Source organism: Ruegeria meonggei (genome assembly GCF_042768335.1).
In the GTDB taxonomy this organism is placed as follows: domain Bacteria; phylum Pseudomonadota; class Alphaproteobacteria; order Rhodobacterales; family Rhodobacteraceae; genus Ruegeria; species Ruegeria meonggei.
Window position 1 is genome coordinate 2,902,869 of record NZ_JAXHBT010000001.1, and the last position, 13,553, is coordinate 2,916,421.

A 13,553-nucleotide genomic window follows, 5' to 3' on the forward strand; every position below is an offset into this window, starting at 1 on the left:
GGTGAGGGACCAATGACAAAGTTCTGGGGAATTCTCAACAACATAGAAAGCTACATTTGCCGCACATTACTCGCGGTTTTTGTTTGCCTCTTGTTCCTGCAAGTCATCGTGCGAACCCTGTTCAACTTCTCATTTTCATGGGTAGAGGAGCTTTCGGTATACATGTTCGTTTGGTTCGTTTTCTTTGGCGCAAGCTACGCAGCCAAAATGAACGCGCATAACCGGGTCACCTTCCAGTTCAAGTTCCTGCCTCCGCGCGCGATCAAGTACATTGAGGCATTTGCAGACCTGTTCTGGCTGTTTTTCAATGTCTACTTCATCTATCTGGCCATTGATTTCATCTTTAACAAAATGAACAGATTCCAATCTTCACAGACGTTGGGTTTTCATCTCAGCTGGGTCTATATCGTTTTGCCTATAGCATTCACGCTGATGACCATTCGGATTCTTCAGGTGAACTATAAGAAGATCATTCTGGACGAAGATCTCGTCGACCCCGATGCCATCGACCTTGAAGAAGTGCGCGCTGAAACTGGCGCGGACCCGATCGACATCGACTCAATTACTCAAGATCAGGAGAAGAACTGATGGGATCCGAAATCGTACTCATCTTGTTTGGAGCGTTCCTGCTACTGCTGTTTATCGGTGCCCCGATCACAGTTGCACTGGGCGTCTCAACGCTTCTCACCTTTATTTACCTGGATGAGAACCCGATCAAGTTTGTCCAGATAGCCTTCACTTCAGTCGGTTCGTTTCCTTTGATGGCACTGCCCGCATTTATTCTGGCAGGCGCGTTGATGGAGGCTTCGGGATTATCCAGACGGCTCATCAATGTGGCTGAAAGTTTCGCAGGTCCCTTCACCGGAGGCATGTCTGCTGCCACAGTTTTCGCCTGCCTTTTCTTCGGCGCTATATCGGGGTCCGGTCCGGCAACGACGGCCGCGGTTGGCATGCTGATGATCCCGGCAATGATAGAACGGGGCTACGGCCGCAGTTATTCATCCGCCATAACAGCATCTTCGGGTGGATTGGGCATTGTGATCCCTCCGTCAATCCCACTGATCATCTTCGGCATTGCCGCCCTTGGCATGCCAGCCCCCCCAGACGCGGTTGCGGAACACGGCCAGTTCCAAACTGTGTCGATTCCGAAACTGTTTATCGCTGGTTTCATGCCTGCTTTCCTTATCGCAGGCAGCCTGCTGGTGATGAACTATATTCTCGCCAGAAAGAATGGCTACAAAGGCTCGGCAGAAGGCTGGTCAGCAAGAGAAATCTGGTGCGAAATGTACCGTGGTTTCTGGGCACTTATGGCGCCTGTCGTAATTTTGGGAGGCATCTATTCAGGATTCTTCACACCAACCGAGGCCGCCATTGTAGCGATCTTTTATACATTGGTTGTTGGTGCGTTCATCTACCGCGAACTGACATGGGAAAAGTTGTTCACTTCGCTAGAGACGACCACATGGTTGACTGGGCGAGTACTGCTGATCATGTTCACCGCGACGGTTTTTGGGCGCCTTTTAGTGGAAAACCAGATCCCGGCGGTGATTGCTGATGGTATGCTGTCTATCACAGACAACATCTATGTCATTTGGACACTGGTGATATTCTTCTTGCTCTTCGTGGGTATGTTCATGGAGACACTGGCGACTATCCTTATCTTGGTGCCGGTAATGTTGCCTGTCGCATACAGCATGGGGATCGACCCGATCCACTTTGGCGTTGTCATGGTCTGTACACTTGGTATCGGTTTTCAGACTCCGCCATTGGGTGAAAACCTGTTTATCGCATCGGGTATATCGAACATTTCGATAGAACGGATTTCCGTCGCCGCCTTACCTTTCGCGTTCATCAACACAGTTGCGATCTTTATCATCGCGTTCTTCCCTGAAATAGCACTGTGGCTGCCGCGCGTGATGGGTTACTGACCCACCGAACAGAAAGGATTTTCGAATGCTACCTGAAATCAATGACATTCTGTTCGCGACGGATTTGTCCAAGAACTCGGACAATGCGCTGAGATACGCTTTATCTACGGCGCGTGCCTATGGCGCGGGGGTTCACGTCCTTCATGTGACTGAACCCTTGTCCCAGGATGCAATCGTCACACTTCAGATGTTTCTGCAAGATGACGAATCCCGGAAAAAAGCCATTGGCGATCGGCACGCATCAGTAAAGGAAATGCTCAGGAAAAATCAGCAGGATTTTGTGCAATTGCTGCCCGAAAGCGAAAAACAAGACTATTCAGTAGTGAAATCGGTTGAGCTGGTTGACGGGCATTCCGCAGAAGTGATCCTACAGAGGGCTTCTGAATTGAACTGCCAGTTGATCGTCATGGGAACGCACGAGCAGGGTACCGGCCATACCTTTATCGGAACTGTGGTCAAACGGGTATTACGACGCTCTTCCATACCTACGCTGATCATTCCCAACACGGCATAACTGAAATCCTGCCCTGTGGAAATTCACAGCGGTTCGTTACTGCCATAGGTTCTACGCTAGGGTCAGGTCCCATTGATTTCCGTCGAGCGGCGTGCTTCACCGCTCGAAACGGAGCGGTGACATGTTTGATCTTTACTGGTTGAGCGACGCACAGATGGCGCGTCTTGAGCCCGATTCTCCAAAGTCCCACGGCAAGCCGCGTCGATGATCGACGCGTTCTGAGTGGGATTATATTCATTAGTCGCAATAGCTTGAGTTGGCGTGATGCGCCCAGGGATTACGACCCACTTAAGACGCTGTACAACCGGTGGAAGCGCTGGAGCGACAAGGGCATTTTGCCCAGATGATGGTCGGGTTGGCGGTTCGTCATGGCGAAGAGAAAACCGTGATGATTGACGCCACATTACTGAAAGCGCACCGAACGGCGACCAGTATGGGCGTGAAAAAGGGGGACGCAGTCTGGTCGAATTCGGACGGGTCGACGCAATGATTGCGCGGATTGGCGACCGGGCATTGCTGAGCAGTCTTCCAAACGTCGACTGGTTGCTTGGGGATTGTGGCTATGACGCTGACTGGTCCAGAGAAGCGTTGAAAGACAAAGGGATACGCCCCTGCATCCTGGGTCGCAAGCAGCGCAAGGTAACCGTCAAGTACGACAAGCGCCGCTACAAACGCAGTAGTCGCATCGAGATCATGTTCGGCAGGCTCAAGGATTGGACACGCGTCGCGACACGTTACGATCGCTGCCCAAAGGTATTCCTCTCCGCAATCACTCTCGCAGCAATCGTAATCTATTGGTTGTGAGTCCTTACACTAAGTCGTCGTAGGCGGACGCTTAGGGCATATGGGGTCACGGCGTATGAATGTTTGTCTATCTTCGTCAATTCACCGACCGGTTTAGACAAAGTTGTCACCACCTTCTCTCAATTTTCCGGACAAGTAGAGTGACGGCGCAATACCGCTTTGCGTGTTAAACGCAAACGCCCCTCCATATAGAAGTGAGCCGTTTTCGTTTTGGTAGGCGTATCCAAGTTGTAAGCTGATGTCATCGGTCGGGTAGTGAGACACCATCGTCCGAACAAAGAAATCGTTGTCGATCACATCCCCACCTGTAACACCTGCGATGGCATCTATAGGCATTCGTCCAAGATAGAGCGCGCCCTCGACTCCGCCTTGATAGAAGTCTGCGTTCAGTCCATTTCCAAGATTTACGTAACCTGCAACAATGCCAAGCAGATCCTTTGACGGATCACGCCAAGAGAAATGGAACCCGGTCCCAAGAATATCAACGTTGTCGGAGTTGCTACTGTTGAGTTTTACAGCAACCCCGTCCAGTTGGAGCCCGTATTGGTAACCCAGCGGTACCGCGAAAGAACCCGTTGCACCGTAGGCATCGCCGTCTCCGAAAAGCCCGCCGAATAACAGTTCGCCATTTGCCCCGTCAACTGCGGGCTGGGTGTTTGATGGGGCTTCCACCTCCTGAGCGCTGGCGGCAGTTGAGATCAAGACTGCAAGAGAAAACGCTCCAATCAAAACATAAGCACAAAACCAAAGTTGCCTCTTCGAAGTGCGTTGTCGAATTTGCCTAAACCCGCCCCAATTGTTACCAAGCCTCAGACGAATAGGCATTGTTCCCTAATTCAGTTTATTCTTTGTTGGCCAGAACTTTGATGGGTCCTGTTGCACGGATCAAACGAAAGAACCATTGTCCCGCTTCTCATGGCCCCCGTTTACACTTTAACTTTGTTCAGGTTTGCTGTTTCACCCAAGGCAGACGGTAACAAAGCTGCGCGAACAGCAGCTTTGTCCGCATAGCGAACATCCGCAAAAGTGGGTGCTCCCAAAGGAAAATGGGCACCACATGAGTGCCCGTTTCAGGTTTTGATCGCGACTGATTAGTGAACCGTCTCGACCTTGTGGAAGTCCAGATCGCGATCTTCAGGCATTGAATTGATGCTCAAGACCTCTTTGCGCTTGGTGATCAGGATAAAGACCACGCAGGCCAGATAGAGACCGACGACCACGGCACCGATCCACTGAATCTGCAGCCACTGGCTCTGGAACAACAAGGTAAGAGCAAATAGCAGCGCAACATTGCCAGCCACGTAAGGCGTCTTACCGAACCGCTCGACCGTCATATTCAGGTTGTCTGTATAGAGCCTAATAAGGGAATCAAGCGAATTGATCACAAAGGTCACGCCCACGATCACCATGGCGATATTGGTAATGCCCGCAGTGCTGAGATCGTTTAGGTGATAGTAATATAGAACGGTGAACCAGATCCCCAGCGGGATTGACGGGAAGATCAACAGCGCCGCCAGAAGCTGCCAAGTCTTCAACCCACCCACAAAGCGTGAAGTGAACTGACCGATCATGATCGACCATGCGAACCACCAGAACAGGTAGAAGGCGTGATAGTCGGTCAGCGGCAGGACAAATTTGTGCAGATTGCCGAAATAGGCGCTGATGTTGCTGCCGGTTTCGACAAACCCGCCGATGCCCATTCCCGCAGCGATCCACATACCCAGGATTAGCGACAGGAACAAAAAGGTCGAGCCCACCGACAGGATGCGTACGTATTTCAAGTCGGTCGAGGAATACGCCGCCGCCAGAATGACCACAAACACGATCACGTAGAAAGTGGTGACCACGGATTCACCGTCGCCAATCTCGGGCAGGTAGCCGGGCAGGTAGATCAGGAACAGGCTGGCGGTGAAAGCGCAGGTCCCAATGATGACTACGTTGTTGATCAGCTTGACCACTGGGATCTCAAAGAACTTTACCCGCGGCTCGATCACGCAAAAATAGAAGGCCGTCAGGAAGTAGAAGGCCCAGATCAGAAAGCCCCAGAATCCGAACTCGATCGCCAGTGGGTTGGCAAAGGCATAAGCCGGTTCTTCGGCATAGCCGCCGAATTCAGTCAGGGGAAACATGATCAGACCGACGTCCAGACCGGATGTGAACAGAATGGCAATGAACGTGAACAGATGAACGGGAGTGACGCCTACACATCGCAGGTTCCACCACTTCACCACAAAGAAGGCGACCAGTCCCAAAGCCAGCAGGACGCCAAACGACAGAATGAACTCCAGAAACACCGGCAAACCCCCTTTGATGCGGCATACACTCTGGGCTTTTATTATTTACTGGCCAATCAATCAATAAAAACGAATCTATTTCCCGTTTTGCTCATTTTCTCTGCTTTTATTGGTGTTCACTATTACTGGTGCTTGTGGCGTGCTGCAAAATCGGGAACAGTCCCGAAGATTTCAAAAGGGGGATGCAATGGATCTGCGCGCCACGGCCATGGGGCTGACATTTGCGTTGATCTGGTCCTCGGCCTTTACCTCGGCCCGGATCATTGTGGCCGATGCATCGCCGCTGTTTTCCCTGGCGCTGCGGTTTCTGATCTCGGGGCTGATTGGAGTCGCGATCGCGCGCGCGATGGGACAAAGCTGGCGCCTGTCACCGTCACAATGGTATGCGACGATCCTGTTCGGAATCTGCCAGAATGCCCTGTATTTGGGCCTGAACTTCTATGCGATGCAAACGATCGAGGCCTCTGTAGCCGCGATCATCGCTTCGACCATGCCACTGTTGGTGGCACTGGCAGGCTGGCTGTTTCTGGGGGAAAGGCTGCGGCCCGTCGGGGTGGCCGGGCTGTTTGCCGGTTTTGCAGGCGTTGCCGTGATCATGAGCAGCCGGGTCGGTGCAGGCGTGGATATGTTCGGCGTGATGCTGTGTGGGATCGGGGCGCTGGCGCTGACCTTTGCCACGCTCGCGGTGCGCGGCGCGACATCGGGCGGCAATTTCATGATGGTGGTTGGCCTGCAGATGCTGGTCGGATCGGGTGTCCTGTTCGTTGCCGCCCCCCTGTTTGAGACGATCTACATCCATCCCACTGTGCCTCTGGCACTGGCATTCACCTATACGACCCTGTTCCCCGGACTGCTGGCCACATTGATCTGGTTTCTGCTACTGGACCGAATCGGAGCCACCCGTGCGGCCACGTTCCATTTCCTCAACCCTGTCTTCGGGGTGACCATTGCCGCACTGTTGCTGGGTGAAAAGTTGGGTCCGCTGGACGCGATTGGCGTACTGGTGACGACGCTGGGAATTCTGGCGGTTCAGGTGTCGCGGCAACCGGTTCGGGGCAGCAAAGACTCGGCCTGACTCGGAAACTTTAAGAAATCAGATCTGGTGCCTGGCCCATAAGATGCCACAACCGGGCCCTAGGGATCACCCGCACGAGGTCGCGAGGCGGTTGAAACATGGCTTTGATTTCCCCGACACCACGCCCAAATAGTGTACAACACGCAAAACCCTCCGGAGGAGCCATGACCCGCTACACCAAAGACCCTGAGGCCATAGCCGCCCTCTCACCCGAAGAGTTTCACGTCACGCAACGCAGCGGGACCGAACGACCGGGCACAGGCAAACACCTGAACAACAAAGAACCTGGGATTTACGTCGATATCGTGTCGGGCGAGCCATTGTTCGCTTCGACCCACAAATACGAATCCGGCTGCGGCTGGCCCAGTTTTACCAAACCTATCGTGCACGCACATGTTGATGAGTTCAAAGACAGCACTCTGGGCATGATCCGCACCGAGGTCCGCTCGAAACACGGGGATAGCCATCTGGGACACGTGTTCCCCGATGGCCCGCGCGAACACGGCGGGCTGCGCTATTGCATCAACTCTGCCGCGCTGCGGTTCATCCATCGCGACGAGATGGAGGCCGAAGGCTATGGCGAATTCCTGATCCATGTGGAGGACATCCAATGACCGAACACCGCGCCGTTCTTGCCGGAGGCTGCTTTTGGGGCATGCAGGACCTGATCCGCAAACTGCCCGGCGTTTCGCGTACCTGCGTCGGATACACCGGCGGTGACGTTCCCAACGCCACCTATCGCAACCATGGTACCCATGCCGAGGGGATTGAGATCTGGTTTGACCCCGCGAAGACCACCTATCGCGACTTGCTGGAGTTCTTTTTCCAAATCCACGATCCCACCACCGCCAACCGTCAGGGCAATGACCGGGGGATGAGTTATCGCTCGGCCATCTACTATGTGGATGACGGGCAAAAACAGGTGGCCGAGGATACGATTGCGGATGTGAATGCCAGCGGCCTCTGGCCCGGTAAAGTCGTGACCGAGGTGGAGCCCGTCGGCGCGTTCTGGGAGGCCGAGCCCGAGCATCAGGATTACCTTGAGCGTCTTCCCAACGGCTATACCTGCCATTTCCCCCGCCCCGATTGGGTACTGCCGAAACGCGACGCGGCTGAATAAACGGGTTTGCCCTCCTTGCGGGGGCTAACCCGACGCCACTCGAGGTCGTCCGCTGGCCTCAACCGTCACCATCGCCTCGACAAACACCTCCTGCGCTTCAATCCGGGCAGTGCGGATATCCCGGTCGACGACCACACGGATATCCTCGGCCCCGGCCTGGCGGACTGCACTTTCGGCCTCTTGCCGCAACACGGATTCCAACAGGGCCAGTGCTGCGTCAGAATCATTGAAATCCTGCGGGCCATCTTCAAGATGCACCCGGTAGCGACCCTCGGACGGTGAAGTCACCGTGCCCGACCGGCGCAATGTCAGCCGTCCAACCACCGCGCCGATGGCATTGGCAACCCCGGCATGTTCTGGCAGGATCATGCGGCAATGCAGCCGGTCCCCAACCGCTGGGTAATAGCTAGGGGCAGAGGCTCCCAGACCCACAACATCAACATTAATCGACGTATCCAAAGCCAGCAAACCGCGATGCCGGGCCAACCCTTTTTGCGTCAAAACGTGGCGCGCAAGATCAGAGGACGGAACCCCAAATTCCTGCGCTTCTTCGGCAAAAGCAGTCTCTAATAAGGTCAAAGCGGTTTGTTCCGTCAGCTGATCCACAATCATGTGCGCCAGAACCTCCGGTGCCGAGGCCAACATATCACCCGTCCCGATCCGTTTGCGCGCCATCAGTTCCAGTGCTTTACGCGCGGCCTCTGCATCCCACGAATCTAACCGCCCCAGAACGTGGCTGGCATCCGACGGCGTCACACCCGACACCTGAACGATCCCGCGATCTACCAGCCGCGTCAGTGCACCGTTTTCCATTCGTGTGCGCAGCAGGTCGCTCAGAGGCAGAACCTGGTCTCCCAACCGCTCCAACAACGCTTCTTCGCGTGCGCCCAACCCATCTGCGTGGATTCCGGGAATGCGGCGAGCAAACCGTGTGTCATGCTCACCCACCGTCGTGGCCCGCAGTTGTGCGTCCAGAACGGCATGGACCGCCTTGGGTGCCTCTGACGCGATCAGCGACACTGGCAGGACACGCCGTGGCCCCAGAAACACGCCGCCACGCAGCCCTTCGGTGACCACATGCACTTGACTGTCGCCGCCCAGACCATGCGTGCGCATCGCCACGGCCTCGACCATGGTCCGGAACCCTCCAACCCGCGCACCTGCGGGGTCAATCGCGGGCTTGCCGTCCCGGATCAGCGCCACATCCGTCGTCGTCCCACCAATATCCGATACCAGAGCGTTCTCGGCCCCGGTCAACCAGCTGGCTCCAACGATCGACGCCGCTGGTCCGCTGAGAATGGTCTCAATCGGCCGCTCTCGCGCTTGGTCCGCGCTCATCAGCGCACCATCACCGCGCACCACCATCATCGGCGCGGTGATGCCCAGTTCTTGCAGGCGAACCTGCGCACGTCCGATCAAACCGTCGATCATCCCGATCAACCGGGCGTTCAAAACAGCTGTCACTGCGCGCTTCGGACCGTTCAACTTGGCCGACAGATGGTGTGAACAGGTCACCGGCGCACCGGTTCTTTCGGCGATGACTCGCGCCGCTTCAAGCTCATGCGCCGGGTTCCGCGTGGCAAACTGCGCCGCCACTGCATACCCCGAAATCCCTTTATGAGAGTCTAAAAACGCCTCAAGCGCAGCCCTGTTCAGCGGCGCAGATTCACCCCCGGCATGGCTGTGACCGCCAGAGAGCACCAGCGCCGGATCGCCTTTCAAGGCGTCCTGCAGACCGTGCTTTTCCAGATCACTGTCTTTAAACCCGATATAGATCAGCGCAACGCGCCCACCCTGCCCCTCGACCAGTGCATTGGTGGCCAATGTGGTCGACAGTGACGCCATCGAGATCTGATCCGGAGAGACCAGCGCCTGATCCAGCACCGCCTGAATTGCCTGACCCACACCAATCGCCAGATCCGCGCGCGTTGTCAGCGCCTTGGCTGAGGCAATCACATCGCTCTCATCCCGGATCAACACCGCATCCGTATAGGTTCCGCCCGTATCTACCCCCAAAGCCAGCGCCATCGGGATCTCCTTACTGTTCGCTGCAAACGGGTGTAGCGGTTTGGACCGACACGTCCAGCCTGTTTGCGGCACCTACGACAGTTGTTTCACCGCCCAACAGGCGGCATCGACCACCGTCGGATCGGCATCCTCGGCCAAGCCTTGCGCTACAGGTTTCAACCCCTGCGCGCCAGAATTACCGATGGCATAGAGCACATTGCGCACAAACCGGTCCCGCCCAATGCGTTTGATGGGCGATCCGGAAAACTTGGCCCGAAACGCGGCATCATCCAACGCGGCCAGTTCAGCCAGCGCGGGCGCTTTCAGGTCGTCACGCGCGGCGTAACGCAGATCGCTGGCCGCGACAGCAAACTTGTTCCACGGACACGCCGCCAGGCAATCATCGCATCCATAAATACGATTGCCGAGCTTCGCGCGCAGGTCTTCGTCGACCGGACCTTTGTGCTCGATGGTCAGATAGGAAATGCACCGCCGCGCGTCGAGCTGATACGGTGCTGGGAAAGCATCCGTCGGACAGGCATCCAGACACTCCCGACATGACCCGCAATGATCTACCTCTGCCATGTCGGACGGCAATTCCAAAGTGGTAAAAACAGAGCCGATAAAAGCCCAGCTGCCCCAATCCCGACTGACCAAATTGGTATGTTTTCCCTGCCATCCCAACCCGGCAGCATGGCCCAGCGCTTTCTCAGGAACCGGTGCTGTGTCGACAAAAACTTTTACCTCTCCGCCGCCCTCGGCAATCAGCCAGCGCGCCAGACGTTTCAGGCGCTTCTTCACCAGATCATGGTAATCCTTGTTTTGCGCATAGACGGAAATCGCACCGCGCTCGCGGTGGCCCAGAACTTCGATGGGATCATGCTCGGGCGTGTAGCTTTCGGCAAGCATGATCACCGATCGTGCCTCGGGCCATAATGCAGCCGGGTCGCCCCGCCAATGGGTCCGCTCGGCCATCCACCCCATCTGCCCGTGATAACCGGCCTGCAAAAACGCCTCCAACCGCTCAGGAACTTCGGGTACATCCCAAGGCCTGCACACACGGCATGACACGAACCCTTCGTTCAGCGCCTGCGCCACCAGTTGTTCTTTGAAACCCGGTCCGCTCTTCATCTGGCCAAAAATATCCTCGGGGGTGAATTGGCCCACCGGGCCAAGAGGGGGCAGACAGCCTCCTGACCCAGCCTATCAGAAATCCAGATCAGCGTAATGGGCCGGTGGTCGAAACCCAGGCACCTGATCTGCCAGAATTGACCTGAAGGCTGGCCGCGACTTGATCTTTGCATACCAGTCCTTGACCGCCTGGCTGCGGTTCCAATCCACGTCCGAGATGTAATCAAGCGCCGACAGATGCGCGGCGGCGGCAAAATCGGCCAATGTCATCTGATCCCCGGCCAGCCAGCGGCGGTGATCCAGCAACCAAGTCATGTAATCCAGATGGTATTTGATCGCGCGCGCGCCTTGTTTGACGTTCTTGCTGTCAGGATAGCCCTCGCCGGTGACCTTTTTATTGACCCTCTCATACAGCAGTTTCGCTGTGACCTCGTGGTGAAATTTGTCATCAAACCAACCCACCAGACGTCGCACTTCGTACCGAGCCTCTGGGGATTTGGGCATCAGCGACGGATCCGGGCGCGTTTCCTCGATGTATTCACAGATGGCGGCGCTTTCCGACATGGTTTGCCCGTCCAGACGCAGCACCGGCACCTTGCCCGCCGGGTTCCGGCGCAAAAAATCGGGGTCTTTTTCCCAGTATCGCTCCTCGACCAGCTCAACTTCGATTTTCTTTTCCGCCAGCGACAAACGGACCTTGCGGCAATACGGGGACAGGGGAACGTGAAACAAACGCGCCATGAGCTTCCAATCGAACCAGTGATACCCCCCAGCTTTAGCCTTGTGAGGGCACCAGTTTCAATCCTCGAAACAATCCGCGCGGCCATCTGCGCGGATGGTGGCCGCCCCATCCAGGATCGCAGCCGCGCGTCTGCGGGTCCGAACCGAGGGATCGGTGACCGATCTGTTACGCGGGGACGGCAGGATCGCCGCAATCCGAGCGGCCTGAACCTGCGACAGCTGAGCGGCGGATACATTGAAATTTCCTTGCGCCGCAGCTTCGACACCAAACATGCCCTGCCCGGTCTCGGCAACGTTCAGATAAACCTCAAGAATCCGCTGTTTGCTCCAGACAATCTCAACCACTGGCGTGATTGAGGTTTCCAGTGCCTTACGGATCCAGCTGCGCCCTTGCCAAAGAAACACGTTTTTGACCACTTGCTGCGTAATGGTCGACGCGCCGCGCGACCCGCCATCTTCCAGGGCGTCACGGATCGCTTCGACGTCAAACCCCCAATGCAGGCAGAAATTCGCATCTTCGGCTGCAACCACCGCGCGCGCCATGATCGGAGAAATTTCCTCAATGGGAACCCAATCGCGTTCGACCTTGCCCAACCGTCGCCATTCCGACCAGATCGTATGGGTCACAGGGGGGTTTACCACTGAAAAAAGCGCCACCAGACCCACCACAAAGACAACCACACCCAACGCAGTGCGGCTCAACCAACGGCGAATCCGCATTGATGTTTGTTTCTTTGCTTTTGACGCTTTGCTTTTTTTATTGCTCGATTTGCGCGCTGCTTTTTTTGCCATGCGGTTGCTATACGATGCGACGCCCGAGTTTGGAACGGTCTAAATCGCCAAAGCGCGCGCCTCACGCGGGCGCACAACGGGGCGTGCGGTTTCGGGCAGAACCGGATTGCGGGCATTCAGCTCGGGGAACAGGCGCAGCACTTCTGCCCTGGTATCTTTGTCCGATTGGGACACCGCATGGCCAGGATAATAGCTTTCGCTTTTGGCCCCGTTGGCGATGACAATTTCATGCCGCGAGAACAGCAGGTGAATATAGTCAACTTCGCCACCCTCAACCCGGGTAACAGTGACGCCGTTGACCAGACAATGCGCGGCGATCAGCACTTCGGAATGCCCAAACAGATAGGGCGCGCGCCAATCCTCAACCAACATGCGATGCTGCGGTGACACTGTCAGCGGCTGCTGCAACCCCAGCACATCAGCCTCAAACCGGATCGGCGCCAGTTTGCCCTCAGCCTGGACCCGAGTGCGACCCACCCACAGCAAAGGCTGCGCACCGTGATCAGAGGTGGTGATCATATCCCCGGGTTTCAAATCTTCGACGCGGCGGGACCCTTCTGGCGTGTCGATCAGTGTTCCGGGCGTGAAACAGGGCGGGCCAAGGTCGTCGTTGATGATATCAACCGACCCGAAGGACCCGCCGGTATCACTGAAATCCGTAGCACTAGAACTGACAAAATCACCGTTTTGCAGAACCTGGCCATCAGTCGGTGTAAACACCTCGCGCCCATCGGCCAGATAGAAGGTCACGCCGGTGTAAGTGACCTGCGATCCGTCAGACAGCTGAATCGTCACCATGTCGTTGAAGTACGAGGCCGTGATGTCGGACCCATCTACCGAGTCGTTGTCGAGCCGGTTGATCAGGTCGTCATCATTCTGGTCGATGATATCAAGCTTTTGAAACGTCAGGGCCGTTCCCGGGGCCGTGCCATTGGCACCAGGGTTTGCAGGGTCCAGAATGAAGAACTGATCTGTATGGGTCGTCGGCATACACCTGCTCCTGCGAACTCATAAAACTGGGATGCAGTATGGCTGCCAATCCCGAACAAACTGTGGCCATAGCTAGGCGCGATCCGTGAAAAAACGCAAGAAATCTAACCAAACTGGCAGAAAATCATTAAAACCCGCGTGTTTTTTGTGACACGCG

General features: G+C 55.9%; 13 protein-coding genes and 1 pseudogene. 7 read left to right on the plus strand and 7 right to left on the minus strand.

Annotated elements, in window-relative coordinates; genetic code table 11:
- The first annotated feature begins 12 nt into the window (after positions 1–12).
- The 4 genes and pseudogenes from SJY13_RS14325 to SJY13_RS14340 all read left to right on the plus strand — a co-directional run bounded on the left by SJY13_RS14325 (position 13) and on the right by SJY13_RS14340 (position 3,246).
- Complete coding sequence (locus SJY13_RS14325; RefSeq protein ID WP_085823678.1) at positions 13–588, plus strand: TRAP transporter small permease; 576 nt, start codon at positions 13–15, stop codon at positions 586–588.
- Positions 588–1,928, plus strand: coding sequence for a TRAP transporter large permease (locus SJY13_RS14330; RefSeq protein WP_085823679.1), 1,341 nt, complete (start codon positions 588–590; stop codon positions 1,926–1,928). The genes SJY13_RS14325 and SJY13_RS14330 overlap by 1 nt, the downstream gene beginning before the upstream one ends.
- A 25-nt stretch (positions 1,929–1,953) precedes the next feature.
- On the plus strand, positions 1,954–2,442 hold the full coding sequence (locus SJY13_RS14335; protein WP_377191688.1) for a universal stress protein: 489 nt from the start codon (positions 1,954–1,956) through the stop codon (positions 2,440–2,442).
- 121 nt (positions 2,443–2,563) lie between these two features.
- Positions 2,564–3,246 (plus strand): annotated as a pseudogene (locus SJY13_RS14340) (transposase).
- Positions 3,247–3,339: 93 nt separating this feature from the next.
- Here the strand turns inward: SJY13_RS14340 and SJY13_RS14345 are convergent.
- Together SJY13_RS14345 and SJY13_RS14350 are read right to left on the minus strand one after the other, a co-directional pair.
- Positions 3,340–4,071 (minus strand): hypothetical protein, encoded by a 732-nt coding sequence (locus SJY13_RS14345; protein WP_377191690.1) that lies wholly within the window; start codon positions 4,069–4,071, stop codon positions 3,340–3,342.
- 266 nt (positions 4,072–4,337) lie between these two features.
- Positions 4,338–5,534: a BCCT family transporter gene (locus SJY13_RS14350; RefSeq protein ID WP_377193659.1), complete on the minus strand. Its 1,197-nt coding sequence runs from the start codon at positions 5,532–5,534 to the stop codon at positions 4,338–4,340.
- A gap of 193 nt (positions 5,535–5,727) precedes the next feature.
- Between SJY13_RS14350 and SJY13_RS14355 the strand changes: the two genes are divergently transcribed.
- The 3 genes from SJY13_RS14355 (at position 5,728) to msrA (ending at position 7,735) form a co-directional block, all read left to right on the plus strand.
- The gene (locus tag SJY13_RS14355; RefSeq protein ID WP_377191692.1) at positions 5,728–6,615 is read left to right on the plus strand and encodes a DMT family transporter; all 888 of its coding nucleotides are present in this window, start codon (positions 5,728–5,730) and stop codon (positions 6,613–6,615) included.
- Between the two features lie 164 nt (positions 6,616–6,779).
- Positions 6,780–7,229: a peptide-methionine (R)-S-oxide reductase MsrB gene (gene msrB, locus SJY13_RS14360; protein ID WP_085822395.1), complete on the plus strand. Its 450-nt coding sequence runs from the start codon at positions 6,780–6,782 to the stop codon at positions 7,227–7,229.
- Entirely contained in the window at positions 7,226–7,735 is a 510-nt protein-coding gene (gene msrA / locus SJY13_RS14365) for a peptide-methionine (S)-S-oxide reductase MsrA (RefSeq protein ID WP_377191694.1), read from the plus strand. The genes msrB and msrA overlap by 4 nt, the downstream gene beginning before the upstream one ends.
- Before the next feature lie 24 nt (positions 7,736–7,759).
- Here msrA and SJY13_RS14370 read toward each other — a convergent pair whose 3' ends face one another.
- From SJY13_RS14370 to SJY13_RS14390, 5 genes are all read right to left on the minus strand, one after another.
- Positions 7,760–9,763, minus strand: coding sequence for a hydantoinase/oxoprolinase family protein (locus SJY13_RS14370; RefSeq protein WP_377191696.1), 2,004 nt, complete (start codon positions 9,761–9,763; stop codon positions 7,760–7,762).
- Between the two features lie 72 nt (positions 9,764–9,835).
- Positions 9,836–10,873 carry a tRNA epoxyqueuosine(34) reductase QueG gene (gene queG / locus SJY13_RS14375; RefSeq protein ID WP_377191698.1) on the minus strand — a complete coding sequence of 346 codons (1,038 nt, stop codon included), beginning with the start codon at positions 10,871–10,873 and terminating at the stop codon, positions 9,836–9,838.
- A 75-nt stretch (positions 10,874–10,948) separates the two neighbouring features.
- Positions 10,949–11,614 carry an FtsZ-binding protein FzlA gene (fzlA, locus tag SJY13_RS14380; RefSeq protein WP_377191700.1) on the minus strand — a complete coding sequence of 222 codons (666 nt, stop codon included), beginning with the start codon at positions 11,612–11,614 and terminating at the stop codon, positions 10,949–10,951.
- Positions 11,615–11,671: 57 nt separating this feature from the next.
- On the minus strand, positions 11,672–12,406 hold the full coding sequence (gene mtgA / locus SJY13_RS14385) for a monofunctional biosynthetic peptidoglycan transglycosylase (protein WP_377191702.1): 735 nt from the start codon (positions 12,404–12,406) through the stop codon (positions 11,672–11,674).
- 39 nt (positions 12,407–12,445) lie between these two features.
- Positions 12,446–13,396 carry a Hint domain-containing protein gene (locus tag SJY13_RS14390; RefSeq protein WP_377191704.1) on the minus strand — a complete coding sequence of 317 codons (951 nt, stop codon included), beginning with the start codon at positions 13,394–13,396 and terminating at the stop codon, positions 12,446–12,448.
- Positions 13,397–13,553: the final 157 nt, after the last annotated feature.

Coding starts and splice junctions, on each gene's coding strand:
- SJY13_RS14325 (WP_085823678.1), top strand. CDS start 13: ATGACAAAGTTCTGGGGAATTCTCAACAACATAGAAAGCTACATTTGC.
- SJY13_RS14330 (WP_085823679.1), top strand. CDS start 588: ATGGGATCCGAAATCGTACTCATCTTGTTTGGAGCGTTCCTGCTACTG.
- SJY13_RS14335 (WP_377191688.1), top strand. CDS start 1,954: ATGCTACCTGAAATCAATGACATTCTGTTCGCGACGGATTTGTCCAAG.
- SJY13_RS14345 (WP_377191690.1), bottom strand. CDS start 4,071: ATGCCTATTCGTCTGAGGCTTGGTAACAATTGGGGCGGGTTTAGGCAA.
- SJY13_RS14355 (WP_377191692.1), top strand. CDS start 5,728: ATGGATCTGCGCGCCACGGCCATGGGGCTGACATTTGCGTTGATCTGG.
- msrB (WP_085822395.1), top strand. CDS start 6,780: ATGACCCGCTACACCAAAGACCCTGAGGCCATAGCCGCCCTCTCACCC.
- msrA (WP_377191694.1), top strand. CDS start 7,226: ATGACCGAACACCGCGCCGTTCTTGCCGGAGGCTGCTTTTGGGGCATG.
- SJY13_RS14370 (WP_377191696.1), bottom strand. CDS start 9,763: ATGGCGCTGGCTTTGGGGGTAGATACGGGCGGAACCTATACGGATGCG.
- queG (WP_377191698.1), bottom strand. CDS start 10,873: ATGAAGAGCGGACCGGGTTTCAAAGAACAACTGGTGGCGCAGGCGCTG.
- fzlA (WP_377191700.1), bottom strand. CDS start 11,614: ATGGCGCGTTTGTTTCACGTTCCCCTGTCCCCGTATTGCCGCAAGGTC.
- mtgA (WP_377191702.1), bottom strand. CDS start 12,406: ATGGCAAAAAAAGCAGCGCGCAAATCGAGCAATAAAAAAAGCAAAGCG.
- SJY13_RS14390 (WP_377191704.1), bottom strand. CDS start 13,396: ATGCCGACGACCCATACAGATCAGTTCTTCATTCTGGACCCTGCAAAC.